This is a genomic window from Actinosynnema sp. NPDC002837 (genome assembly GCF_040295345.1).
Classification (GTDB): Bacteria; Actinomycetota; Actinomycetes; order Mycobacteriales; family Pseudonocardiaceae; genus Actinosynnema.
In genome coordinates, this window is record NZ_JBEOVG010000016.1 from 1 (window position 1) to 25,006 (window position 25,006).

General features: G+C 72.3%; 21 protein-coding genes. 7 read left to right on the forward strand and 14 right to left on the reverse strand.

The features are described 5' to 3' along the window. Positions 1-262: 262 nt before the first annotated feature. Positions 263-1,708: an aldehyde dehydrogenase family protein gene (locus tag ABTZ99_RS14440; RefSeq protein WP_499611556.1), complete on the forward strand. Its 1,446-nt coding sequence runs from the start codon at positions 263-265 to the stop codon at positions 1,706-1,708. Here ABTZ99_RS14440 and ABTZ99_RS14445 read toward each other — a convergent pair. Next, positions 1,698-2,264 carry a TetR/AcrR family transcriptional regulator gene (locus ABTZ99_RS14445; RefSeq protein WP_498783475.1) on the reverse strand — a complete coding sequence of 189 codons (567 nt, stop codon included), beginning with the start codon at positions 2,262-2,264 and terminating at the stop codon, positions 1,698-1,700. The genes ABTZ99_RS14440 and ABTZ99_RS14445 overlap by 11 nt on opposite strands. A 78-nt stretch (positions 2,265-2,342) precedes the next feature. Between ABTZ99_RS14445 and ABTZ99_RS14450 the strand changes: the two genes are divergently transcribed. Continuing rightward, positions 2,343-3,134, forward strand: coding sequence for an SDR family NAD(P)-dependent oxidoreductase (locus tag ABTZ99_RS14450; RefSeq protein WP_498783473.1), 792 nt, complete (start codon positions 2,343-2,345; stop codon positions 3,132-3,134). Further along, a complete protein-coding gene (locus ABTZ99_RS14455) occupies positions 3,131-4,468 on the forward strand; it encodes a cytochrome P450 (protein ID WP_498783471.1) in 1,338 nt (445 codons plus the stop codon). The genes ABTZ99_RS14450 and ABTZ99_RS14455 overlap by 4 nt, the downstream gene beginning before the upstream one ends. Here the strand turns inward: ABTZ99_RS14455 and ABTZ99_RS14460 are convergent. The 5 genes from ABTZ99_RS14460 to guaB form a co-directional block, all read right to left on the reverse strand. Continuing rightward, on the reverse strand, positions 4,449-5,738 hold the full coding sequence (locus tag ABTZ99_RS14460; RefSeq protein WP_499611562.1) for an FAD-dependent monooxygenase: 1,290 nt from the start codon (positions 5,736-5,738) through the stop codon (positions 4,449-4,451). The genes ABTZ99_RS14455 and ABTZ99_RS14460 overlap by 20 nt on opposite strands. A gap of 55 nt (positions 5,739-5,793) precedes the next feature. Next, positions 5,794-6,753, reverse strand: a complete 960-nt coding sequence (locus tag ABTZ99_RS14465) for an MBL fold metallo-hydrolase (protein WP_499611564.1) — start codon at positions 6,751-6,753, stop codon at positions 5,794-5,796. Positions 6,754-6,772: 19 nt separating this feature from the next. Further along, positions 6,773-8,491, reverse strand: a complete 1,719-nt coding sequence (locus ABTZ99_RS14470; protein ID WP_499611567.1) for an FAD-dependent oxidoreductase — start codon at positions 8,489-8,491, stop codon at positions 6,773-6,775. Positions 8,492-8,601: 110 nt separating this feature from the next. Next, positions 8,602-9,735: a GuaB3 family IMP dehydrogenase-related protein gene (locus ABTZ99_RS14475; RefSeq protein WP_230572404.1), complete on the reverse strand. Its 1,134-nt coding sequence runs from the start codon at positions 9,733-9,735 to the stop codon at positions 8,602-8,604. 80 nt (positions 9,736-9,815) lie between these two features. Then, positions 9,816-11,327 carry an IMP dehydrogenase gene (gene guaB, locus ABTZ99_RS14480; RefSeq protein WP_498783463.1) on the reverse strand — a complete coding sequence of 504 codons (1,512 nt, stop codon included), beginning with the start codon at positions 11,325-11,327 and terminating at the stop codon, positions 9,816-9,818. Between the two features lie 66 nt (positions 11,328-11,393). On the opposite strand from guaB, the gene ABTZ99_RS14485 reads away from it, so the two are divergent. Further along, on the forward strand, positions 11,394-11,843 hold the full coding sequence (locus tag ABTZ99_RS14485; RefSeq protein ID WP_123745329.1) for a DUF5319 domain-containing protein: 450 nt from the start codon (positions 11,394-11,396) through the stop codon (positions 11,841-11,843). Positions 11,844-11,906: 63 nt separating this feature from the next. Here ABTZ99_RS14485 and ABTZ99_RS14490 read toward each other — a convergent pair whose 3' ends face one another. From ABTZ99_RS14490 to ABTZ99_RS14510, 5 genes are all read right to left on the reverse strand, one after another. Next, positions 11,907-12,830 (reverse strand): anti-sigma-D factor RsdA, encoded by a 924-nt coding sequence (locus tag ABTZ99_RS14490; protein ID WP_498783461.1) that lies wholly within the window; start codon positions 12,828-12,830, stop codon positions 11,907-11,909. Then, complete coding sequence (locus ABTZ99_RS14495) at positions 12,831-13,403, reverse strand: sigma-70 family RNA polymerase sigma factor (protein ID WP_158844722.1); 573 nt, start codon at positions 13,401-13,403, stop codon at positions 12,831-12,833. It abuts the gene before it with no gap. Positions 13,404-13,854: 451 nt separating this feature from the next. Then, positions 13,855-14,451, reverse strand: a complete 597-nt coding sequence (locus tag ABTZ99_RS14500; protein WP_015805222.1) for a response regulator transcription factor — start codon at positions 14,449-14,451, stop codon at positions 13,855-13,857. An 80-nt stretch (positions 14,452-14,531) separates the two neighbouring features. Then, positions 14,532-15,470, reverse strand: a complete 939-nt coding sequence (locus ABTZ99_RS14505) for a hypothetical protein (RefSeq protein ID WP_499611572.1) — start codon at positions 15,468-15,470, stop codon at positions 14,532-14,534. Between the two features lie 269 nt (positions 15,471-15,739). Then, entirely contained in the window at positions 15,740-16,747 is a 1,008-nt protein-coding gene (locus ABTZ99_RS14510; protein ID WP_499611692.1) for a MerR family transcriptional regulator, read from the reverse strand. A 189-nt stretch (positions 16,748-16,936) separates the two neighbouring features. Here ABTZ99_RS14510 and ABTZ99_RS14515 point away from each other — a divergent pair, with 189 nt between their 5' ends. Beyond that, entirely contained in the window at positions 16,937-17,233 is a 297-nt protein-coding gene (locus tag ABTZ99_RS14515; protein WP_033428626.1) for a WhiB family transcriptional regulator, read from the forward strand. A 78-nt stretch (positions 17,234-17,311) separates the two neighbouring features. Here ABTZ99_RS14515 and groL read toward each other — a convergent pair whose 3' ends face one another. Together groL and groES are read right to left on the reverse strand one after the other, a co-directional pair. Then, entirely contained in the window at positions 17,312-18,934 is a 1,623-nt protein-coding gene (gene groL, locus ABTZ99_RS14520) for a chaperonin GroEL (protein ID WP_499611575.1), read from the reverse strand. A gap of 81 nt (positions 18,935-19,015) precedes the next feature. After that, a complete protein-coding gene (gene groES, locus ABTZ99_RS14525) occupies positions 19,016-19,309 on the reverse strand; it encodes a co-chaperone GroES (protein ID WP_015105192.1) in 294 nt (97 codons plus the stop codon). 225 nt (positions 19,310-19,534) lie between these two features. Here groES and ABTZ99_RS14530 point away from each other — a divergent pair, with 225 nt between their 5' ends. Next, entirely contained in the window at positions 19,535-21,052 is a 1,518-nt protein-coding gene (locus ABTZ99_RS14530; RefSeq protein ID WP_498783455.1) for an alkaline phosphatase D family protein, read from the forward strand. Here ABTZ99_RS14530 and ABTZ99_RS14535 read toward each other — a convergent pair whose 3' ends face one another. Beyond that, entirely contained in the window at positions 21,053-21,913 is an 861-nt protein-coding gene (locus ABTZ99_RS14535; RefSeq protein WP_498783453.1) for an NAD(P)-dependent oxidoreductase, read from the reverse strand. It abuts the gene before it with no gap. A 106-nt stretch (positions 21,914-22,019) separates the two neighbouring features. Between ABTZ99_RS14535 and ABTZ99_RS14540 the strand changes: the two genes are divergently transcribed. Beyond that, complete coding sequence (locus tag ABTZ99_RS14540) at positions 22,020-25,004, forward strand: AfsR/SARP family transcriptional regulator (protein ID WP_498783451.1); 2,985 nt, start codon at positions 22,020-22,022, stop codon at positions 25,002-25,004. Positions 25,005-25,006 lie beyond the last annotated feature (2 nt).

A 25,006-nucleotide genomic window follows, 5' to 3' on the forward strand; every position in this document is an offset into this window, starting at 1 on the left:
GTCCGCCAAGCCTGCCCGGCTTCGACCAGCCTATGGCACCCGAACCCATGTCAAATCGGGCCTAGGTGCGGATGTGCGGGTCCGTTGTGGGCGGGTGGGGTCGGGTGGTCTCGGCGCGCCGTCGGGCTGAGCGGTTGGGGGCGGCGGTACCACCGGGGTCCGTCGGGCTCGCCGGAGGCTTCCGGGCCGTCGGGGGTGGCGTCCGGGCGGAGTTCGAAGATCAATAGGTCCAACTGCGCGAGTCGGGCATACGGTGTTCGGCATGGACGCGTTTACGCCGCAGCCACGGCCTTGTTGGATTGCCGGACACGCCGAGCAGGGCGTTTCCGCCCTCACTGTCCATCACCCGTTCGATGGAACAGAGGTGGCCTCGGTCGCGGTGCCGGGGCCGGAGCAGGTGGAGCGGGCCGTTGCCGCCGCGGCGGCGGTGGCGAAGGAGTTCAGGCGGACGCCGGCGCACGTGCGGGCGGCTGCGCTGTTGCAGGTGTCCCGGGCTTTGGAGGAGCGGGCGGAGGAGATCGCGGAGACCATCACGGCGGAGAACGGCAAGCCGTTGAAGTGGGCGAACGTCGAGGTGAAGCGGGCGGTCAACACGTTTCGGTTCGCGGCGGAGGAGGCGAGGCGCTTCACCGGTGACTTGCAGCGGTTGGACACGGATGCCACTGGTGAAGGGCGGTTGGCGGTTGTTCGACGGGTGCCGCGTGGGCCCGTGTTGGCGGTGGCGCCGTTCAACTTCCCGTTGAACCTCGTGGCGCACAAGGTGGCGCCGGCGTTGGCGGTGGGGGCGCCGGTGATCGTGAAGCCGGCTTCGGCGACGCCGTTGTCGGCGTTGTTGTTGGGTGAGTTGTTGGCGGAGACCAGCTTGCCGGAGGGCGCTTTCTCCGTGCTGCCGGTGCGTGGTTCGGACATGAAGGCCTTGGTGACGGACGAGCGGTTGCCCGTCATTTCGTTCACCGGGTCGACGGAGGTCGGGTGGTCGTTGGCGGATTCGGCGCCGCGCAAGCACGTGGTGATGGAGTTGGGGTCGAACTCGGCGGCCATCGTGTGCGCGGATTGGGATGACCTGGAATTCGCGGCCGGGCGGATCGCGACGTTCGGGAACTACCAGGCGGGGCAGTCGTGCATCGCGGTGCAGCGGGTTCTGGTGCACCGGGACGTGGCCGGCGAGTTCGTGCCGAAGTTGGTGGAGGCGGTTCGGGGGTTGAAGACCGGGGATCCGCACGACCCCGAGGTGGAGGTCGGGCCGCTCATCGACGAGGACAACGCCCGGCGGGTCGCGGAGTGGGTCGAGGAGGCCGTGGCGGGTGGCGCGGTGCTGCACGTCGGCGGTGGGCGGTCGGGCACGTCGGTCGAGCCCGCGGTGGTGCAGGACGTGCCCGTGGACGCGAAGTTGTGGCACCAGGAGGTGTTCGGGCCCGTGCTGGCCGTGGCGGTGGTGGACTCGGTGGAGGAGGCGTTCGAGCAGGCCAACGCGACGGAGTACGGGCTCCAGGCCGGTGTGTTCACCAAGGACGTGACGGTGGCGTTCGAGGCGGCGGCGGAGTTGGAGGTCGGCGGGGTGATCATCGGCGACGTGCCGTCCTACCGGGCCGACCAGATGCCGTACGGCGGGGTGAAGGGGTCGGGCACCGGGCGGGAAGGCGTCCGGTCGGCGATGGTGGACTTCACCGAGGAACGCACGATGGTGCTCACCGGCATCACTCTCTGAGCGCGCCCTTGGCGAGCATCAGCAGGCCGTTGACCAGGTCGTCCGTGCCGGAGCCGGTGGCGAGGGCGCGGAGCTTGAGGCCCATCACCATGCCGACGACGGCACTGGCGACCTGGTCGGCGTCCTTCACGCCGATGGACGCCAGGACGGTCTCGGCGAGCTTGTCGTAGGCGGCGAAGCACTCGGCGGCCGCGGCCCGGAGCTCCGGGTCGCGGCCGGCGTGCAGGTAGAGCTCGTACGGGGCGATGCGCTCGCTGTCGGTGCCCGTGGCCTCGGCGACCTGGCCGACGATGTCGACGACCTGGTCGAGGTCGGCGCACTGGGTGTCGTTGCGGGTGGCCAGTTCGCCGAAGCGCCTGGTCTCCTCGGTGACGAAGTGCCGCAGGCTCTCCCGCAGCAGGTCCTGCTGGGTGGCGAAGTGGTAGGTGACGGAGCCGAGCGAGACGCCCGCCTCGTGCGCGATGCGCCGGTTGGTCACGCCGGCGACGCCGTCGTCACCGATGATCCGCAGCACGGCCGCGATGATCCGCTGCCTCGTCTCGGCCGGTCTCGTCATGTCGTTCATTGTCCGCCATGGGACGGATCGGCGGATCCGCGATACTGTTCGTTCGAACGAACAGTATCGGGAGGGCGCATGCGGGTCTCGGGATCGACCGTGTTGTTGACCGGCGCGACGGGTGGGATCGGGCACTCGATCGCCCGTGCGCTGGCCGGTCGTGGCGCGAAGGTGGTCTTGACCGGGCGGAAGGTGGCCGAGCTGGAGCGGCTCGCCGACGAGGTCGGGGGACGCGCGGTGGCGGCCGACCTGACCGAGGAGGGGGCGGTCGAGCGGTTGCTGGCCGAGGCGGGGGCGGTGGACGTGCTCGTCGCCAACGCGGCGCTGCCCGCCGGTGGTGCGCTGGTCGACTTCACGTCCGAGCAGGTGAAGCGGGCGTTGGCGGTGAACCTGGAGGCGCCGATCGCGCTGGCGCACGGGTTGGCGCCGTCGATGGTGGCGGCCGGGCGTGGGCACTTGGTGCTCATCGGGTCGTTGGCGGGCAAGGTGGCGTCGGCGTACGCGTCCCTGTACAACGCGACGAAGTTCGGGCTGCGCGGTTTCGCGCTGGGGCTGCGGGAGGACCTGCGCGGCAGCGGGGTCGGCGTGTCGATCGTGCAGCCCGGGTTCGTGCGGGACGCCGGGATGTTCGCCGACACGGGCGCGAAGCCCCCGGCGGGGATGCGGACGGTGTCGCCGCGACAGGTCGCGGACGCGGTGGTGCGGGCGGTCGAGGAGGACCGGGCGGAGGTGAACGTGGCGCCGGTGGAGCTGCGGGCGGCGAGCCTGCTCGGCGGCGCGTTCCCGGCGTTCTCGGCGGGGTTGCAGAGGCGGATCTCGAACGACGAGGTCATGCGGCGGGTCGGCACGGCCAACCGGGGGAAGCGATGACGGCCGCGGTGATCCCGCACCCGAAGTGGCGGGTGCCGTTCCTGGGTGACGTGCTCGGCACGAACCGGCGGACGCCGGTGCAGGACACCATGCGGATGGGGCGCGAGCTCGGCCCCATCTTCACGCGGCGGTTCCTGGACCAGGAGATCGTGTTCGTGGGCGGGGCGGCGCTGGCGGCGGACCTGGCCGACGAGACGCGGTTCGCCAAGCACCTGGCGCTGGGCGTGGAGGCGTTGCGGGACGTCGGCGGGGACGGGCTGTTCACCGCCTACAACGAGGAGCCGAACTGGAAGGCGGCGCACGAGGTGCTGCTGCCCGCGTTCACGCAGAGCGCCATGCGCGCCTACCACCCGACGATGGTGGACGTGACCGCGCAGCTGGTCGCGAAGTGGGACCGGGGTGGTGCCGTCGACGTTTCCGGCGACATGACGAAGCTGACGTTGGAGACGATCGGGCGGGTCGGGTTCGGGTACTCGTTCGAGTCGTTCTCGCGGTCCGAGACCCACCCGTTCGTGAGGGCGATGATCGGGTCGTTGCGGTACGCGCAGCGCAAGAACTTCGTGGTGCCGTTGCTGCGCCGGGTGTTCGGGCGCGAGGCGGAGGAGCGCTACCAGCGCGATCTCGCCTACCTGGCGCGGGTCGTGGACGAGGTGGTGCGGTCGCGGCGCGGGTCGGGCGGGTCCGACCTGCTCGGGCTGATGCTGTCGTCCGGCGAGCTGGACGAGGTGAACATCCGCAACCAGGTGATCACGTTCCTGATCGCCGGGCACGAGACGACGTCCGGCGCGCTGTCGTTCGCGCTGTACTACCTGTCGCGGCACCCCGAGGTGGTGGAGAAGGCCCGCGCGGAGATCGACGCGGTGTGGGGCTCGGCGGAGGTGCCGGAGTTCGAGCAGGTCACGAAGCTGCGGTACGTGCGGCGGGTGTTGGACGAGGCGTTGCGGCTGTGGCCGACGGCGCCGGGGTTCGCGCGGGAGGCCCGTGCGGACACCGTGCTCGGCGGGCGGTACCCGATGCGGGCGGGCCAGTGGGCGCTCGTGCTGCTGCCGCTGGTGCACCGCGACCCGTCGGTGTGGGCGTCGCCGGAGGCGTTCGACCCGGACCGGTTCGCGCCGGCGGAGGTGAAGGCGCGGCCCGCGCACGCCTACAAGCCGTTCGGGACGGGCGAACGGGCGTGCATCGGGCGGCAGTTCGCGGTGCACGAGGCGACGTTGGCGCTGGCCACGGTGTTGCGGCGGTACGAGCTGGTCACGTCCGCCGACTACGAGCTGCGGGTGGCGGAGATGCTGACGTTGAAGCCGGACGGGTTCACCGTCACGCCTCGGCGGAGGTGAAGCCCTTGGCCCGGCGCAGCGCCCGGTCGAGGTCGGTCCCGGTGGCGGCGGTGTGGCCGTCGGGGCGGATCAGGGCGTCGCCCTCGACGGTGAAGCCGGGGCCGTAGCGGTGGCTGTCCGGGCGGAGCGCGCCGTCGCCGTTGGTGGTGAGGGGCGAGTCGCGGTAGGCGAAGGGCTCGAAGAGCTTGCCGGAGTCGATCTGGTCGGTGAGGGCGTGCTCCAGGACGTGGCGGCGGTGGGCGCGTTCGGCCGGGGTGCGCGGCACGAGGAAGCGCATGGTCGCGCCGGTGACGCGGAGGTTCTCGTCGGCGGCCGCGGCACGTTCCCGGTCGTAGGACTCCAGCAGGTGCGGGCCCGCCTCGCCGGCGCGGTCGAGGGCGATCTTCCAGGCGGCGTTGTCGGCGTCGCAGATCCCGGAGTTGAGGCCGCGCGCGCCGAACGGGCTCATCACGTGCGCGGCGTCGCCCGCGAGGAGGATCCGGCCGACGCGGAGGCGGGCGGCCCGGCGCTGGTGGAAGCGGTAGGTGGACTGCCAGAGGACCTCGTACGGGCGGTCGCCGGTGATCGCCCGGACGTGGTCGGGCGTGAGCTCGAAGCCCTCGGGGACCTGCCAGTCGATGCGGTGGACGCCGTCGGGTTGGGGGTGGACGAGCACCTGGCGGCCGGGGTGCCACGGCGGGTCGAAGTAGAAGCGGCGCTCCGGCTCGGGGTGGCCCAGGTCGACCCGGATGTCGGCGATGACGAACCGGTCGTCGAACGAGTGGCCCTCGAACGGGATGCCGAGCAGGTCGCGGACGGTGGAGTGGGCGCCGTCGGCGGCCACGCAGTGCGTGCCCTCGAAGGTGCGGTCGCCGGTGTGGACGGTGACCGTGCCGGTCTGCCGGACGTGCACGGCTCGCTGCCCGTACTGGAGGTCGATGAGGGGTTCTGCCAGGGCTTTCGCGTGCAGGATGTGCTCGACGGTGGTTTGCGGGGTGTTGACGAACGGCGGGAAGCCTGCGTCGCGCGGCAGTTCGACGGTGAGCACCTCGCGGTCGCGGAAGTAGGTCCGGCCGCGGTACCAGGTGACGCCGGCGTCCACGACGGCCTGGCCCACGCCGACGCGTTCGAGGATGTTCAGCACGTCCCGGTGCACGCAGATGGAGCGGCTGCCGATGGCCTCGCGGCGCGCGGAGGCCTCCAGGACGGTCGTCGGCACGCCGGCTCGGGCCAGCAGCAGCGCGGCGGTCAACCCCACCGGGCCCGCGCCGACCACCAGCACAGGCAGCACCGGCGTCACCTCAGCACCGGCGGCAGATGCCACGGGTGTCACCGCGGGTCCGGGTTCATCGCAGCGCCTCCCACACCTCGCGGTCCCGTTCGGCGGTCCAGATCCGGGGCCAGTCGACGCCGTCGCGCTCGTCCCAGTACCGCTGCACGTTGAACGGCATGCAGTGCTCGAAGATCGGCCACCGGCCGTAGCGCGGCGCCAGGGCGGCGTGCGCGGCCTCGAACGCGTCCTTCACCGTGCCGCCGCTGAGGTGCACGGTCCCGACCGTGCGGCGGAGCTCGTCCAGGAAGTGCCTCGACTGGGCGATGGCCGCGTCGACCTCGGTCCGGTCGCGGGCGGGCGCGCCGCGACCGCCGACGAGTTGCTCGGCGCCCAGCGCGGCGACCCGGTCCAACGTCGACGTGGCCCACTCGTCGTGGAACGCGTCGCCGGTGTAGAGCGCGGCCTGCGACTCGACCAGGTCGCCGGCGAACAGGATGCGCTGGTGCGGCAGCCAGGCCACGACGTCGCCCGCGGTGTGGCCGCGTCCGCAGAAGCGCAGCTCCACCTCGCCCCGGTCGCCGCCGAGCGGGATGGTGAGGCGGTCGGAGAACGTGACGGTGGGCCAGGTGAGGCCGGGGATGGTCTCGGGTTCCTCGAACAGCCGCGGCATCCGGCCGTACTCGCTGAGCCAGTCCTCGCGGCCGCGTTCGGCGATCAACGCCCTGGTGCTCTCGTGCGCGATGATCTCGGCGGCGTCGAACGCGCTCGCGCCGAGCGTGCGGACCGCGTGGTAGTGGGTCAGGACGAGGTGGCGGACGGGTTTGTCGGTGCGCTCGCGGAGCCGGTCGAGCCAGCGCCGGGCGGCCGTCGGCGTGGCCCTGGCCTCGACGCAGACCAGGAAGTCCTCGCCCTCGATCGCGCCGACGTTCGGGTCGCCCTCGGCGGTGAGGGCGTAGACGCCGTCGGCGAGCTCGACGAACCGCTCTTCCTTGGGGGTGAGGTCGGCGCTGGACGCGAACGGCTTCGTTGCCACACAACCCACCATAGGGCGATCAGGTCGACTTGACCTCCACGATCGGCAGCCGCAGCGCACCGGGCGCCCCGGCCGGGACGGCGGGGTTCTTCGGCGCCACCGGGGCGATCCGCCGGTAGCCGGCGGACTGGTCGGGGCGCTGGTCCGGCTCGCCCTTGTTCGGCCACACCGAGAACGCCCGCTCGGCCTGCGCGGTGATGGTCAACGACGGGTTCACGCCCAGGTTCGCCGAGATCGCCGAGCCGTCCACGACCGACAGGCCCGGGTAGCCGTAGACCCGGTGGTAGGGGTCGATGACGCCGCCTGCCGGGTCCGAGCCGATCGGGCAGCCGCCGATGAAGTGCGCGGTCAGGGGGATGTTGAACAGCTCGCCCCACGTGCCGCCCGCGATGCCGTCGATGTGCTCGGCCGCCCTCAGGTTGGCCTCGTGGCCCGCCTTGATGAAGGTCGGGTTCGGCTGCCCGTGCCCCTGCTTCGAGGTGAGCTTGCGGCCGAACAGGCCCTTCTTGGTGAACGTGGTGATGGAGTTGTCGAGGCTCTGCATCACCAGCAGGATCACCGTCCGCTCGCTCCACCGGTGCACCGACATGAGCCGGGCCAGCCGCAGCGGGTGGCGCACCGCCTGGGACAGGAACTGCAGGATGCGCGGGGTGGACTTCGCGCCGTCCGTGGCCAGCGTCTGGAGCAGGCCCATGGCGTTGCTGCCCTTGCCGTAGCGCACCGGCTCGATGTGGGTCTGCTCGTCCGGGTGGATGGAGGACGTGATCGCCACGCCCTGGCTGAAGTTGCGCTTTTCGTCCACCGTGTAGCGGGCCGCGCCGATGATCGACTCGGAGTTCGTCCTGGTCAGCTCGCCGAGCTTGGCCGAGAGCTTCGGCAGCGTCCCCTCGGCCTTCATCCGGTGCAGCAGCTGCTGGGTGCCCCACGTGCCGGCGGCCAGCACGACCTGGCCCGCGGTGATCGTCCGCCTGCCCTTGCGCAGCTTGCCGCCCGTGCGCCGGGTGCCGATCGCCCACGTGCCGTCGGGCGCCTGGCGCAGGTCGGTGACGGTGGTCAGCGGCAGCACCCGCGCGCCGTTGCGCTCGGCCAAGTAGAGGTAGTTCTTGACCAGGGTGTTCTTCGCGCCGACCCGGCAGCCGGACATGCACGCGCCGCACTGCGTGCAGCCGGTCCGGCTCGGGCCCGCGCCGCCGAAGTACGGGTCCTCGGCCGGCTTGCCGGGTTCGCCGAAGAACACGCCGACCGGCGTCGGGTGGTAGGTGTCGGCCACGCCAAGGTCCTCGGCGACCCGCCGCATCACCACGTCCGACGGCGTGGTGGTCGGGTTCTCCACCACGCCCAGCATCCGGCTCGCCTGGTCGTAGAACGGGGCGAGCTCGGCCTCCCAGTCGGTGATGTGCGCCCACTGCCGGTCCGCGTAGAACGGCTTGAGCGGCCGGTACAGGGTGTTGGCGTACACCAGCGACCCGCCGCCGACGCCCGAGCCGGCCAGGATCATCACGCTGCGCAGGGCGTGGATGCGCTGGATGCCGTAGCAGCCCAGCGCGGGCGCCCACAGGTATCGCCGCAGGTCCCACGACGTCTCGGCGAACTCGTCGTCGGCGAACCGGCGGCCGGCCTCGATGACGGCCACCCGGTAGCCCTTCTCGGTGAGCCGGAGCGCGGCGACGCTGCCGCCGAAGCCCGACCCCACCACCACGACGTCGTAGTCGGTGTTGTTACCGGCGAGTTCACCCATGGCTGGGAGATTAGGCGTAACTCGCGGTAACAGGCTAGTGCTCGATCGATCCAGGCACCTCAGGGCGTGAAAAAGCCCCCGCCTGGAGCAGGGGCTTCTTCGAGCTTCTCCTAGCCGCGGATGGTCAGGCCGACCTTCTGGAACTCCTTGAGGTCCGAGTAGCCGGTCTTCGCCATCGCCCGCCGCAGCGAGCCGAACAGGTTCGTCACGCCACGCGGGTCCACCGACGGGCCGAACAGCAGCGTGCGCAGGTCGACGACCTGGTCCACGCCGGTCGACACGTGGCTGCGCGGCACCGAGGGGTGCGCCGACGCGGCCGTCCAGTACAGGCCCTGGCCCGGCGCCTCGGACGCCGCCGCCAGCGGCTCGCCCAGCATCACCGCGTCCGCGCCGCACGCGATCGACTTCGCGATGTCGCCGCTGGTCAGCACGCCACCGTCGGCGATCACGTGCACGTACCGGCCACCGGTCTCGTCCAGGTAGTCCCGGCGGGCCGCGGCGGCGTCGGAGATGGCCGTCGCCATCGGCACGCCGATGCCGAGCACCGAGTCCGTCGTGGTCACGCCCGGCGTGTAGCCGTAGCCGACGATCACGCCGGCCGCGCCCGTGCGCATCAGGTGCATCGCGGTCCGGTAGTCGCCGACGCCGCCCGCGATCACCGGGATGTCGAGGTCCGCGATGAACGACTTCAGGTTCAGCGGCTCACCGTCGCGCGAGACGTGCTCGGCCGAGATGATCGTGCCCTGCACGACCAGGATCTCGACGCCCGCCGCCAGCAGGTCCGGCGTGAGCTCGGCCGCGCGCTGCGGGCTGACCCGCACCGCCACCGTGACGCCCGACTCCCGCACCTGCTTGATCGCCTCGGCGATCAGGTCCATCCGCACGGGCTCGGCGTGCAGCTCTTGGAGCACCCGCACCGGAGCGGCCGGGTCGTCGGTGTCCTCCACCGCCTGCACCAGCCGGAACAGGGCCTCCTCCACGTCACCGTGGCGGGCCCACAGGCCCTCCGCGTTGAGGACGCCCATGCCGCCCAGCTCGCCGATCGCGACCGCCGTGCCCGGCGACACGATCGCGTCGGTCGGGTGGGTGATCAGCGGGATCTCGAACCGGTAGGCGTCGATCTGCCACGCCGTCGAGACGTCCTTCGAGGATCGGGTCCTGCGGGACGGGATGATCTCGAGGTCGTCCAGCTCGTAGGCCCGCCTCGCGGTCCGGCCCATGCCGATCTCGACCAGATCGCGCACCTTTGTCGTCCTTCCGTGGAGCTGATGGTCCCCGGGGGAAGCCGGCGGAACCTGCGAACACTAGCCCAAGGCGATCCGATTCAGCGGGTCGTGTAGTTCGGCGCCTCGACGGTCATGGTGATGTCGTGCGGGTGGCTCTCCTTCAACCCGGCCGCCGTGATCCGCACCAGCTGCTTGCGCTGCAGGTCGGCGACGGTCTTCGAGCCGGTGTAGCCCATGGCCGCGCGCAGGCCGCCCACCAGCTGGTGCACCACCGTGGACAGCGGGCCGCGGAACGGCGTGCGACCCTCGATGCCCTCGGGCACCAGCTTGTCCTCGGACAGCACGTCGTCCTGGAAGTAGCGGTCCTTGGAGTACGACTTGGCCTCGCCGCGGCCCTGGAGCGCGGCCAGCGAGCCCATGCCGCGGTAGGTCTTGAACTGCTTGCCGTTGACCAGCACCAGCTCGCCCGGCGACTCGGCCGTGCCCGCGAGCAGGCTGCCGAGCATGACCGCGCTCGCGCCCGCCGCGATCGCCTTGGCGATGTCGCCGGAGTACTGGATGCCGCCGTCGCCGATCACCGGCACGCCCGCCGGCCCGCACGCCAGGCTCGCCTCGTAGATGGCGGTGATCTGCGGCACACCGACGCCCGCGACCACGCGCGTGGTGCAGATCGAGCCGGGGCCGACGCCGACCTTCACGCCGTCCGCGCCCGCGTCCACCAGCGCCTGGGCGCCCGCGCGGGTGGCGACGTTGCCGCCGACCACGTCGACCTCGTCACCCAGCTCCTTCTTCACCTTGGCGACCATCTCCAGCACGTTGCGCTGGTGGCCGTGCGCGGTGTCGACCATGATCACGTCGACGCCCGCGTCGGCCAGCGCCATCGCCCGCGCGAAGCTGTCGTCGCCGACGCCGATCGCGGCGGCGCACAGCAGCCGGCCGTCCGGGTCCTTCGAGGCGTTGGGGTACTGCTCGGTCTTGACGAAGTCCTTGACCGTGATCAGGCCGCGCAGCTTGCCGTCGCCGTCCACGATCGGCAGCTTCTCGATCTTGTGCCGGCGCAGCAGGCCGAGCGCGGCCTCCGCCGACACGCCCACCTGGGCGGTGACCAGCGGGCCCTTCGTCATCACCTCGCTGACCTTGCGCGAGTGGTCGACCTCGAAGCGCATGTCGCGGTTGGTGATGATGCCGACGAGCTTGCCGTTCTCGTCGGTCACCGGCACGCCGGAGATCCGGTAGCGCGCGCACAGCTCGTCGACGTGGCGGATCGTGTCGTCCGGGGTGCACGTCACCGGGTCGCTGACCATGCCGGCCTCGGACCGCTTCACGGTCTCCACCTGGCGCGCCTGCTCCTCCATGGAGAGGTTGCGGTGCAGCACGCCGATGCCGCCCTGGCGGGCCATCGAGATGGCCATCCGGCCCTCGGTCACGGTGTCCATCGCCGCCGAGGCCAGCGGCACGCGCAACGTGATGTTGCGCGAGAGCTTGGTGCTGGTGTCCACGCCGCTCGGCACGATTTCCGACTCGGCGGGCAGCAGCAGTACGTCGTCGAAGGTCAGTCCCAGCATGGCGAACTTGGGCGGGACTCCGTCAGCGTTGAGCTCGCTGGTCATGGCGGCTGGCTTGCCTTCCGTCGTGCGGCGATCCCGCCGCCGCGGATCGGGTGCCACGCAGCGGCGATGGGTTCAGGTCATGGTATCTGGACGTGGCCGGGGGTCCGCCCGGTACCGTGCGGGGTCGTGCCGCACGACGCGTTGCCACCAGACCCGTTCGCGGGCGACCCGGAGGACCCGGCCCGGGCCCTCGGCGAGCCCGACCACGACCACGACCACCCGCCGATGGACGACGCCGAGCGGGCCGAGCTGGTCGGCGACCTCAGCGACCTCGCGGTGTACCAGGCGCTGCTCGAACCCCGTGGTGTCAGGGGAATCGTGGTCGACTGCGGCGAGTGCCAGGAGCCGCACTACCACGACTGGGCGCTGCTGCGGTCGAGCCTGGAGCAGCTGCTGGCCGACGGCCGGATGCGCCCGCACGAGCCCGCGTACGACCCCGACCCGGCGGCCTACGTCAGCTGGGAGTACTGCCGCGGTTACGCGGACGGGGTCACCGCGACCGAGAGCGCCCGCTGACGATGTGACGAAGCCCGCCCCTCATCCGGGGGCGGGCTTCGTCACACGCGCGTGCTCAGGGGGTCAGTTCCCGGCCGTGGTCTCGCTGTCCGTGCCGCCGGGCGTCTGCGTCTCGCCCCTGGTCTGGCCGTTGGTCGGCTCGCCCGAGGTGGGCGGCGGCGGCTGGGCCGTGCCGTCCGTGGTCGGGACCGTCGCCGTGGTCGTCGTGGGCGCGGTCGTCGTGATCGAATCCGGCGTCGTCGTCAGCGTCGGTGACGGCAGGCTGGGCTGGGTCGTGGGCAGCACCGGCGTCGTGGACGGTCCGACGGTGGTCGGCGTGTTCGGCGACGGCGTGGTGCTGGTCAGCTCCTCCAGCAGCGACTCGTGCTTCTGCGCGAGGTCGTCCTTGCCGTCGTCCGGCGAGACCGACGGCAGGCTCTCGCCCGCCTTGAGCAGCGCGTCGCGGGCCTCGCTGTACCGGCCGTCGCGCAGGGCCGCGCGAGCGGTGTCGAGGTCGGTGCGCACGGCGACGGCGGCTTCCACCGACCGCGCGTGCTCGGAGTACAGGACCCGGGTCAGCCCCCAGAGCGCGTCGCCCGGCTCGGCGTCCCGCGCGACCAGGCTCATCCCGGTGAACGCGATCGCCAGCACGGCGGCGGCCGCGGCGAGGGGGATGAGGAGGCGCTGCCTGGCCCTCGGCTGGGTGCGGGCGGCGGCGATCGTGGCCACCGCCGTGTCGGTGTCGACCAGCTCACCCATGGGTGGGCGGTCGACCTCGCGCCGCCAGGCGAGCAGCAGCGCGTTCAGTTCGTCGTCGACGAGCGAGTCCGGCTGGTCGCCGTCGCGCCCGCCCAGCACGTCGAGCAGCGCGTCATCAGCCCGGATGCCCGCGAGGTCGTCCCCCGGCTCGGCCGCGGTGTCCTCGGTCAGGGTGTCATCAGACTGCGGCGGTCTCTCATCTCGTCCGCGCACGACTTCTCCGTTGCCCTTCTCGTGCTGGTCAGCCACTCAGACCACCTCCTCCGCTGCCAACGTCTTGCGAAGGCGGGCCAGGGCGCGGTGTTGCGCCACCCGAACCGCGCCCGGCGTCGAGCCGACCGCGTCGGCGGTCTCTTCGGCCGACAGGCCGACGACCACGCGAAGCAGCAGGATCTCCCGCTGCTTCTCCGGAAGGACCTTGAGGAGCAGGGCCATCCGCTCCGACAGCTCGCCCTGCATGGCGCGCTGCTCGGGACCGGCCTCCGTCTCGGGGGCGTCGGGCACCTCCGGGACCGGTTCCGACCGGTTCCGGGCTGCGGAGCGATGCGCGTCGGCCACCTTGTGCGCGGCGATCCCGTAGACGAACGCCAAGAACGGCCGACCCTGGTCGCGATAGCTGGGCAGGGCCGTCAGCACCGCGAGACACACCTCCTGGGCCACGTCGTCCGCCGAAGCGAAAGACCTCTCCTGCCTTCCGACTCTGGCGCGGCAGTACCGCACCACGAGGGGTCGGATGGATGCCAGGAGCCGCTCGATCGCGTGGCGGTCGCCATCGACGGCTGCGCCCACTTCGGCGTCCAGTCCGTCCCCCAAGTTGGTCATCGCAGACAACTGCCCTGGTGTTACGCGTAGGCGTACCGACAAAGAACAGCACGGGACGATCGACGTCGCCCGTACTGGTGATGCTCACCGTACCGGTCGTCCGGCCGAATGTTCCGCAATGGGGTCCAGATGGGGTCTTTCGACCTCACCTGACCAGCCGACACGCCGGAGGCACGCGACGGGCCTGGGACGCCCGGAACCGGCGGTGCGGGACAGCTCGGTGATCCGCGGCGGCCCGTGGGGCCGGCGGCCTCACAGCGTCCTTGTTGGAGGCACGGCGGCCTCACAGCGTCCCTGTTGGGTGCACGGCGGCCTCACAGCGCGCTGTGGACGCACGGCGGCCCGGCGACGCCTGATGACGTCGCCGGGCCGTGGCTGGAGGAAGTAGTGCCGGTGCGACTCGCCGGACGAGTCCGACGAGGCCGCGCCCCGAGCCCTTGAGTCCCGTGCGCTAGGACACGAGGCCGCGCCGGAAGCCGTGCGCGACGGCCTGGGCGCGGTCGCGCACGCCGAGCTTGCGGAACAAGCGCCGGGCGTGCGTCTTCACCGTGTCCTCGGACAGGTAGAGCTCACGCCCGATCTGCCCGTTGCTCTTGCCCTGGCTCATCCCGCGCAGCACCTGGAGCTCGCGCTCGGTGAGCTGGACGCCCGGATCCGACGGCTGGCGCGGCGCGGGCACGCTCGTGCTCGCGAGCGTGTGCGCCAGCGCGGCGACCAGCTCGGGGCGCGAGGCGTCCCAGCGCAGGTAGCCGCGGGCTCCGCCGGCGATCGCGGCGGCGATGCTGCCCGCGTCGTCCGGTGCGCCGAAGACGATGACGTTTGCCTGCGGGTTGGCCGAGACGAGTCGTCGGGTCGCTTCGACCCCGGTCGGGACGGCGCGCTGGGTGCCAACCAGTACGACGTCGACCGGCTGCCGAGAGAACCGAGCCAACAACTCGTCACCGTGCGCTACGCAGTCGATGCGGCTAACCCCTGGGACAGCCGACATCACGCGGGTGAGACCCTCCCGCACACTGCGCCGGTCGTCGCAAATAAGGACCGTGGTCACGGGGACTCCTTCCTGCAGCCGAGTGACGTTCCACATCCCCTATCGGACGCTAGAGGCCGAACCTTGACACGATCCGGTGCTTAATCCGTCAAGAAGTTCGTCTCAGCGTCTGCGTTCGGGGGTTCCCCGGAACGGAGCAGCGATGTCGGGATCCACGGCGAGAGGTCCGCGAGCCGTCGGCCCGACGGGTCGGCTCTGCGCAACACGCAGCTCAGAGCGTTTTCGGCGCGTTCCTTCACGTTTTCCGCGCCCGCAAAAGTGCGGTCTGCCAGGGCGTTTGCCAGGACAAGCGCCGTCGGCCAGATCAACGAGAAAAGCCCTCGACGGTCAGTGTGATTTAGGTCACACAGTAGCACTTCCACCCCGCGATCGACGCTTTCGGGTGTCCCCCACACCACCAATGCCGCACCGAGGACGAGGTCGGACTTGAGGATGTGTCGCGTTGCGCCGGCCTCGCGGGCGGTCGCGGCGGCCACCTCGGCCGGGTGGACCGCCTGCTCGGCGTGACCGCCGGCCAAGGCGATCTCGGCGGCCAGCCACTGGTGGCGCACCCGGCTGCGCCACCCGCGCGGCTCGACCCGGGCGTGCAGCCGCCGTGCTTCTTCGAGCCGGCCGGTGCCGACCGCGTCGGCGGCGAGCCCGAGGAGCGCGTCCGCCCGCGCACCGGCCGGGTCCACGTCGTCGGGGTCCACGTCGTCATGGTCTCGGTCATCAGGGTCCCGGTCGTCGCGGTCCCGGTCGTCGCCTTCGGGCACCATCGCCAGCGCCCGCCCGTCCAGCACCCGTGCCGCCGCGTGGCCACCCAACTGCCGCCGGTGCGACGCGAGCGTGGACGCCGCCAACGACCCGAACAACCCACCGCGCCCGATCAGCTCACCGAGCACCGACGCCGCCGCCGCGTAGTGCCCCTGACCACCGAGCACGACCGCCGCCAACCACCGCTCTTCCGGCCCGCCCCGCAACGCCGCCCACACGTCGGCCTCGGGCCGATCCCCGAACGCCGCCTCCCGCACCCCCACCGCTCCACCCACCTCACTCGCGTGCCCAACGTCCGGAACGACCGTGCCCTACGTCCAGAACACCCGAGTTGAACGCTCAGGACCAGCGGGGGGCGCCCCGTGACGGCAGTTGTCCACAGGCAGCGCGCGGACGCGTCGGATTGTCGGACCTTCGTGGCAGGGTAAAAGCAGGGGGTCCCTCTGGCGGGGACCCCTGCGGAGCAGGAGCCAGGAGCAGGGCCGGTCGAGTGCGGGGCGAGGGCGGCCGGGTCCGAGGCGGGGTGGGCGGGTCAGCAGACGGCGCGTTCGATGGCGTCCGCGGCGGTGGCGAGGTCGTTGATCCGTTCGGCTGGTTGTGGCACGACGCCGCGTTCCCAGCCCGGTCCCCCGGCGAACACGCGGACCTGTTGGCGGGTCCTCGGCAGAGCCGTCACCACACCCGGATCGGCGTAGCGCGGCAGCTGCGCCCACAGCACGACGGCCGCCGGTGCGGTGCGGCGGACGGCCGAGGCCAGGGCGTCCATCGGCAGCGCGGCGCCCAACTGCCGCACGCCGACGCCGCGCTGCGCCAACACCGCCGCCAACGGGTACAGCGGCAGGTTGTGCCGTTCGTCCGGCATGCACGCCAGCAGCACGGGACGGTGGTTGCGCGGGCCGGCCACGACCGGGGTCGCGCGGACCACGGCGGCCAGCACGCACTCCTCCACCAGGTGCGACACCTCGACCCCCGCGCCGGAGTGCTCCCACCTCGCCGCGATCGCGGCCATCACCGGCCGCACCACCTCGTCCCACGTCGTGATCACGCCGTCCGCCTCGATCGCGTCGGCCAGCAGCGTCTGCACCGCCGCCGAGTCCATCGCCAACGCCGCCCGCCCCACCCCGCGCGCCCGCCGGTTCGCCGCCTGCAGCTTCAGGCCGCGCCCACCGGTCGGCGCCGAACCGCCGTCGAGCTCACCCCCGGTGAGCGACGCGGGCACGGCCGCCAGCGGCGCGCGGACCGGGCTGGCGAGGGCGTACTTGGCGGCCTCGGCGGACGAAGCGCCGCGCAGCAGGGCCCGCTGCATCAGCTCCAACCGGGCCACGTCGAGTGGCGCGTACTTCCGGTGTCGCCCGGTTGTGTGATCACTGGGTCCGAGGCCGTACCGGCGGTCCCAGGTGCGCAGCGTGGCCGGCGCGACGCCGAGCCTGCGGGCCACGGCGGCCACCGAGAGGGTCACGGAATGCGCGGGATCTTCTTCCGCCGCACCGGTTTCCTGGCCGGTTTCCGGCACGGTCCCGGCGTGGTCGGGGGGCGTCATCACGCTGACATCGTCCGTTCACCTGACGTCACCGGCAACTCCGGCACGGGCGCTCATCGATCACCCATCGTATGAATTGCCGGCAAAAGCCCCCGCACCCCCTTGAACAAGTTTTGGCGCGGTTCTACGGTGGATCATCGTTAAGCCGAATGGAGCAGTTCTCGTCCATGGGCCAAGGAGGCGGTCTCGATGGCGGACACCCGAAGGCTTCCCGGTCCCAACGCGGATCTGTGGGACTGGCAGATGCGCGGCTCGTGCCGCGGGATGGACAGCGCGTTCTTCTTCCACCCGGACGGGGAGCGCGGACCGGCGCGGGCTCGGCGGGAGGCGCGGGCGAAGGCCGTGTGCCTGTCGTGCCCGGTGCTGGAGATGTGCAGGCGGCACGCCCTGGCGGTCCAGGAGCCCTACGGGATCTGGGGCGGCCTGTCGGAGTCCGAGCGGGACAGCATCATCAAGGCGCGCAAGCGGCAGTTGACGCCCGCCTGACGCCGAACGCGCGGGAGGGACGACACCTCGTGGGTGCCGCCCCTCCCGTTCGCGCGATTCCCGACCGATAACGCCTGGTCAGTGACCGTGGCCGTGGCCGTGGCCCTGAGCAGCGGCGGCGGGCTCCTCTTCCTTCTTCTCCACGACGGCGCTCTCCGTGGTGAGCACCATGCGGGCGATGGAAGCGGCGTTGGTGACCGCGGAGCGCGTCACCTTCACCGGGTCGATGATCCCGGCCTCGAGCAGGTCGCCGTAGACCAGGGTGGCGGCGTTGAGGCCGAAGCCCCAGTCCTGCTCGCGCACCTTGTTCACCACGACGGCGCCTTCGAGGCCCGCGTTCGCGGCGATCCAGAACAGCGCCGAGCCCAGGGCCTCGCGGACGATCGCGACACCGGTCGCCTCGTCACCGGACAGGCCGAGCCCGCCGTCGAGCACCTTGGCCGCGTGCACCAGGGCCGAGCCGCCGCCGGGCACGATGCCCTCCTCGACCGCGGCCTTGGTCGCCGACACCGCGTCCTCGATGCGGTGCTTGCGCTCCTTCAGCTCGGTCTCGGTGGCCGCGCCGACCTTGATCACCGCGATGCCGCCGGACAGCTTGGCCAGCCGCTCCTGCAGCTTCTCGCGGTCCCAGTCGGAGTCCGTGGCCTCGATCTCGCGGCGCAGCTGCTCCGCGCGACCGGCCAGGTCGGCCTTGGCGCCGCCGCCGTCGACGATGGTCGTGTTGTCCTTGGACACGACGACCCGACGGGCGGTGCCCAGCACGTCGAGGTTGGCCTCGGACAGCTTGAGGCCGACCTCGGCCGCGATGACCTGCGCGCCGGTGACGACGGCCAGGTCGTCCAGGAACGCCTTGCGGCGGTCGCCGAAGTACGGCGCCTTGACCGCGACCACGCGCAGCGTCTTGCGCAGGGCGTTGACCACCAGGGTGGACAGCGCCTCGCCCTCGACGTCCTCGGCGATGATCACCAGCGGCTTGCCGGCCTCGGCGACCTTCTCCAGGATCGGCAGCAGGTCGGCCAGGGCCGAGATCTTCTCCCGGTGCAGCAGGATGCGGGCGTCCTCGAACACCGTCTCCTGGGCCTCGAGGTCGGTGGCGAAGTGCGCCGACACGTAGCCCTTGTCGAACTGCACGCCCTCGGTGATCTGGAGCTCGGTGGCCATCGAGGAGGACTCCTCGACGGTGATCACACCGTCCTCGCCGACCTTCTCGATGGCTTCGCCGAGCAGGGCGCCGATGGACTCGTCACGGGACGAGACGGTGCCGACCTGGGCGATGTTGTCGCGGCCCTTGACCGGGGTGGCCTTGGCCTTGAGGGCGTCCACGACGGCCTCGGCCGCGGCCTGGATGCCGACGCCGAGCGACATCGGGTTCGCGCCGGCGGCCACGTTGCGCAGACCGACCCGGACCATGGCCTGGGCCAGCACGGTCGCGGTCGTCGTGCCGTCGCCCGCCACGTCGTTGGTCTTGGTGGCGACGCTCTTGGCGAGCTGCGCGCCGAGGTTCTCGAACGCGTCGTCCAGCTCGATCTCGCGGGCGATGGTCACGCCGTCGTTGGTGACGGTGGGCCCGCCGAACTTCTTGTCCAGGACGACGTGCCTGCCGCGCGGGCCGAGGGTGACCTTGACCGTGTCCGCGAGCTTGTTCACGCCGCGCTCGAGTGCCCGACGAGCGTCCTCGTCGAAGCTGATCTGCTTGGGCATTGCCTACGCCTCTCTTGATGCGAAACGCCCCGGGAGCCCCGGTGAGGGGTTCGCCGGGGCGTCTTGCGTGTCAGCCGAGCGTCAGTTGATGACGGCCAGCACGTCGCGGGCGGAGAGGATGAGGTACTCCTCGCCGTTGTACTTGACCTCGGTGCCGCCGTACTTGGAGTAGATGACGACGTCGCCGACAGCCACGTCCACCGGGACGCGGTTGCCCTTGTCGTCGATCCGGCCGGGGCCCACCGCGATGACCTTGCCCTCCTGGGGCTTCTCCTTCGCGGTGTCCGGGATCACGAGGCCGGAAGCGGTCGTGGTCTCGGCCTCACTGGCCTGGACGACGATCTTGTCCTCGAGCGGCTTGATGTTCACGCTCACCGGGCTGACCTCCACGGTCGTCGAAAGCGTTGGCAGGTTGCGTTACGGCTCCTGCCACCCCGCCGTCGCGGGGGTCGGGGCGGTTGCTGGTGCCGTGCATCTAGCACTCTACCCACGCGAGTGCCAACGCTTCAACGACCCCCCGCTACCGGCCGGGTGAAGTCGTCCACTCGTGTAACACCGCCGTTCACCTGGTCGCCAACCTGGTCGGCAACGGTGTCGGGCATGACTGCGGTGACCCGACGTTCCCTGCTCATCGGCGGTGTGGCCGGTGTGGCGCTCGCCACCACCGGCGCGGGCTTCCCCAAGCTCGACGACCCCTTCACCCTCGGCGTCGCCTCCGGCGACCCCCGTCCCGACGGCGTGGTGCTGTGGACGCGCCTCGCGCCGCGGCCGCTCGCCGAGGACGGTCTCGGCGGCATGCCCGACCGGGTCGTCCCGGTGCACTGGGAGCTGGCCGAGGACGAGCGGTTCCAGCGCGTGGTGCGGCGCGGCGTGCAGCCCGCCCGGCCCGAGCTCGGGCACAGCGTGCACGTGGAGCCGTTCGGCCTGCGGCCCGGCCGCGAGTACTTCTACCGGTTCCGCGTCGACGGCCACCTGTCCCCCGTCGGCCGCACCCGCACCACGCCCGAGCCGTGGGTCCTCGGGCAGGACCTGACCATGTGCTTCGCGTCGTGCGCGCACTTCGGCGAGGGCTACTTCACCGCGTACCGGCGGCTGGCCGAGGATCACCCGGACGTGGTGCTGCACCTGGGCGACTACCAGTACGAGTACGCGGCCAAGGCGGCGGACGTGCGGCCGGTGCTCGGGCCGGAGACGCGCACGCTGGGCGACTACCGGCTGCGGCACGCGCAGTACAAGACGGACGCCGACCTCCAGCTCGCGCACTCCGTGGCGCCCTGGCTGGTGGTGTGGGACGACCACGAGATCGAGAACAACTGGGCCGACGACGTGCCCGAGCAGCCCGACCCGGCCTTCGCCGCACGGCGGGCGGCGGCGTTCCAGGCGTACTACGAGAACATGCCGCTGCGGCGCGGGGCGCGGCCCAACGGCACCGACCTGCAGCTCTACCGGCGGGCCCAGTGGGGCGGGTTGGTCAACTTCCACATGCTCGACACCCGGCAGTACCGCGACGACCAGGCGTGCGGCGACGGGTGGAAGACCTGCGCGGACGCCGGGCTGCCGACCCGTTCGATCACCGGCGCCGAGCAGGAGGAGTGGCTGCTCGACGGGTTCCGCCGGTCCCGGTCGCGGTGGGACGTGCTGGGCCAGCAGGTGTTCTTCGCCGAGCGCGACCGCAAGGACGGGCCGGAGAAGGAGGTCTCCATGGACGGGTGGGACGGCTACCTGGCCTCCCGCGACCGGGTGACGCGCGGGTGGGTCGACGCGGGCGTGCGCAACGCGGTCGTGCTGACCGGCGACGTGCACGCGCACTACGCGGCGGACGTGAAGCTGGACTGGCACGACCCGGCGTCGTCGCCGACCGTGGGCACCGAGCTGGTGTGCTCGTCGGTGACCTCCGGCGGCGACGGCAACGACACCGTCGACCAGGTGCAGCTGCGGCTGAACCCGCACATCAAGCTGCACAGCAGGCGGCGCGGGTACGTGCGGACGAAGTTCACCGCGCGGGAGATGCGGGCGGACTTCCGCACGCTGCCGTACGTGCGCACGGCCGGGGCCGGGGCCACGACGCTCAAGTCGTTCGTCGTCGAGGACCGCAACCCCGGCCTGAACCCCGTGTGATCAGCCCCGGATGACGTTGATCAGGGCGGTGAAGCTGTCCTTGGCGTGCCCCGCCGCGATGGCGCGGTCGTAGAGGGACTTCACCGCCCCGGGCAGCGTGGAATCGATCCCGGCGGCCTCGCTCGCGCCCGCCACGTGCGCCGCGGTGGCGCCCATCATGGCCGTGTTGGCGAGGTCACCGGGGTGCTCGCCGGAGTCGACGTGCCGCGCGATGCCCGACACGTACATCGACAGCGTGGAGACGTTGTCGCTGAGGTAGGGCGCGTACCGCTCGGCCGTGACGCCCGCCGACTTCACCAGGGCGATGCCGTGCAGCATCGCGGCCAGCGAGGTGAGGAAGACGTCCAGCTGCGCCTGGTAGAGCAGCTGGGCCAGGGTGTGGTCCTCGCCCATGTAGTCGGGCCTGCCGAGCACGGCGAGCGTGTCGGCGTGCCGGTCGAAGACCTCGCGCGGTCCGCTGTAGAAGACGTACGCGTCGGGGTGGCCGACCATCTCCGCGTTCGCCATGATGCCGCCGACCAGCAGCTCCGCGCCGCGTTCGGCGAGCCAGGCGGCGGCCTTGAGGGTCTTGTCCGGCGTCTCGGAGCTGAGGTTGACCACGACGCGGCCGGCGAGGTCGACGCCGTCGAGGATCTCGTACATCGCCGCGTAGTCGGTGAGGCTGAGGACCAGCAGCCGGTTCGCGGCCACGGCGTCGGCGGCGGTGGCGGCCCGGACGGCGCCCTTGGCGACGACGGCGTCGGCCCGGGACGGGGTGCGGTTCCAGACCGTGGTCGGGTGGCCGGCGTCGAGGAACCGGGTGACCATGGCCTGGCCCATCGGGCCCAGGCCGATCAGGGTCAACGGGGTCTTGGCAGTCATGTGTTCTTCACTCCTTCGTGTGACTTCCACGGTGGCCGGTGGCGCGCACGGATCGCTGCGGGTCCGCTGGGGGTCCCCTGCGGGTGCTCCGGTTACCGTCCGGGGCGTGAGATTCGGGGTGTTGGGGCCGCTCGGGGTGTGGACGGCGGGCGGTGAGGCGGTCCGGGTGCCCGAGGCCAAGGTCCGGTTGCTGCTGGCGGACCTCCTCGCGCACGAGGGGCGGCCCGTGTCGGCGGACCGGTTGGCGTTCGACCTGTGGGGCGACGAGCCGCCCGGCAACCCGGTGAACACGTTGCAGACCAAGGTCTCGCAGCTGCGGCGGGCGCTGGAGGCGGCCGAGCCGGGCGGGCGGGAGCTGGTCGCGCACGGTCCGGCCGGGTACGCGGTGCGCGTCGATCCGTCCACTTTGGACGTCCTGCGGTTCCGGGAGCTGGTGGCCCGCGGGCGGTTCGGCGAGGCGTTGGCGTTGTGGCGCGGCGAGCCGCTGGCGGAGCTGGCGGACGCGCCGTTCCTGGCGCCGGTCCTCGCGCGGTGGGCCGAGGAGCGGTTGGCCGCGCTGGAGGAGTTCGCCGAGTCGGCTCCGGGCGAGGTGGACCTGGCGGCCGAGGTGGCGCGGCACCCGTTGCGCGAACGCTTGCGCGGGCTGCACATGCGCGCCCTCTACCGGGCCGGTCGGCAGGTCGAGGCGTTGGAGAGCTACGCGCAGCTGCGCCGGTCGTTGGCCGAGGAGCAGGGGCTGGAGCCGGGTCCCGAGTTGGCCGAGCTGCACCGGGCGATCCTCGACCACGACCTCGCGCCGGCCGCGCGGACGAACCTGCCGGTGCCCGTGACGGAGCTGGTCGGCCGGGACCGGGCGGTGCGGGACCTGTGCGGGTTGCCCCGTGACGCCCGGTTGGTCACGCTCACCGGTCCCGGCGGCGTCGGCAAGACGAGCCTGGCCCTGGAGGTCGCGCGGCAGGTGTCGGTCGCGGACGGGGTGTGGCTGGTCGAGCTGGCGGGCGTCGGCCGGGCCGAGCAGGTGGTGAGCGCGGTGGCCGACGTGCTCGGCGTGCGCGAGGACGCGTCGGGGACGGCGCTGGTGGAGGCGTTGCGCGGGCGCGAGGTGCTGCTCGTGCTGGACAACTGCGAGCGGCTGGTCGAGCCGGTCGCCGCGCTGGTCTCCCGGCTGCTGCGGGCCGTGCCGGAGCTGCGCGTGCTCGCCACCAGCCAGGAACCGCTCGGGCTGGCGTTCGAGACGGTGTGGGCCGTGCCGCCGTTGGACCTCTCGGACGCGGTCACGCTGTTCGCGGCACGCGCTGCCGCCGCCGCGCCCGGTTTCACGGTGACGCCGGACAACGCGCCGGTGGTGGAGGCGATCTGCCGACGGCTCGACGGGTTGCCGCTGGCGGTGGAGCTGGCCGCCACGCGCGTGCGCGGGTTGGGCGTGACGGCCCTGCTCGACCGGCTGGACGACCGGTTCCGGGTGCTGGCCGGCGGGCACCGGGACGCGCCTGCCCGGCAGCGGACGTTGCGCGCGATGATCGACTGGAGCTGGGACCTGCTCGGTGACGCCGAGCGGACCGTGCTGCGGCGGCTGTCCGTGCACGTGGACGGGTGCGCGTTGGACGCCGCCGAGGCGGTCTGCGCGGGTGGCGGCGTGGCGGCCGACGAGGTGGCGGACGTGCTGGCCAGGCTGGTCGACCGGTCGCTCGTGGTCGCGCCCGAGCACACCGGTGAGCCGCGGTTCCGGCTGTTGGAGTCGGTCGCCGACTACGGGCGGGAACGGCTGCGCGAGGCGGGCGAGTTCGACCGGGTGCGGGCCCGGCACGCGGCGTTCTACCTGGCGTTGGCCGAACGGGCGGACCCCCGGTTGCGCGAGGCCGGGCAGCTGGCGTGGTTGGACCGGCTGGACGCGGACACCGCGAACCTGCGCGCCGCGCACGACGCGTTGGGGCCGGCGGACGGCGTTCGGCTGACGTCCGCGCTGACCTGGTACTGGTTCCTGCGCGGGCGGCTGCGGGAGGGTCGGCGGCTGATGACCTCGACCGACCCGGTGACGATGGCGTGGCGGGCCGGGTTCGGGGTGCTGCTGGGTGAGGCCGCGGAACCGTCGGCGATCTCGGGGACGGCGGAGATCGCGGACCCGCGACAGCGGGCGCGGGCCCGGTGGTTCCTGGGGTACGTGCTGTCGACCGTGGGCGACATGCCGTCCGCCGAGGAGTTGACCGAGCAGGCGCTGGAGGCGTTCGAGGAGCTGGGTGACGAGTGGGGTGTGGCGGCGGCGCACAGCGACCGGGTCAGCCAGGCGCTCGCCCGGGGTTCGGTGGACCAGGCGCGGGCGTCGGCTTCACGGTGTGCGGAGCTGTTCACGTCGTCGGGTGAGCGGTGGGGGCAGCTGAAGGCGTCGTTCGGGTTGGGGATGCTCGCGCAGCTGTCGGGCGACTACGAGCGGGCGGAGGCCGTGCACCGGGACGGGCTGCGGGTGGCGGAAGAGCTGCGGTCGTGGCCGGAGGTGTCGTACAAGCTGTCCTGGCTCGGACGGGTCGCGTTGACCGTCGGTGACTACGCGAAGGCGCGTGAGCTGCACGAACAGGCTCGTCGGACGGCGGCGGAGCACGGGTTCTCGCCGGGTGAGGTGTACGCGGAGACCGGGTTGGCGCTGGGCGCGCGCCGGGAGGGGCGGCTGGACGCGGCGGAGGCGCACTGGGAGCGGCTGCGGTCGTGGCACCGGCAGGTCGGGTTCGAGGCGGGTGCGACGTTGGTGCTGGCGGAGCTGGGGTTCGTGGCCGAGCTGCGCGGTGACGCGGCGCGGGCGGCGCGGCTGCAGTCGGAGGGGTTGGCGCTGGCGCGGCAGGTGGGCGACCCGCGGGCGATCGCGCTGGCGTTGGAGGGGGTGGCGGGCGCGCGGGCGTTGGCGGGTGACGCGGTCGGGGCGGCCCGGCTGCTGGGTGCGGCGACGGCGGCGCGGGCGTCCGTGGGCGTGCCGCTGCCGGCGGGCGAACGCGGTGACGTGGACCGCATCACCGCCACCGCGCGTGCCGCCCTGGGCGCGGACGCCTTCGACGCGGCCTTCGCCGCCGGCCACGCCGAAGGCCTCGGCATCGGGACCTGACG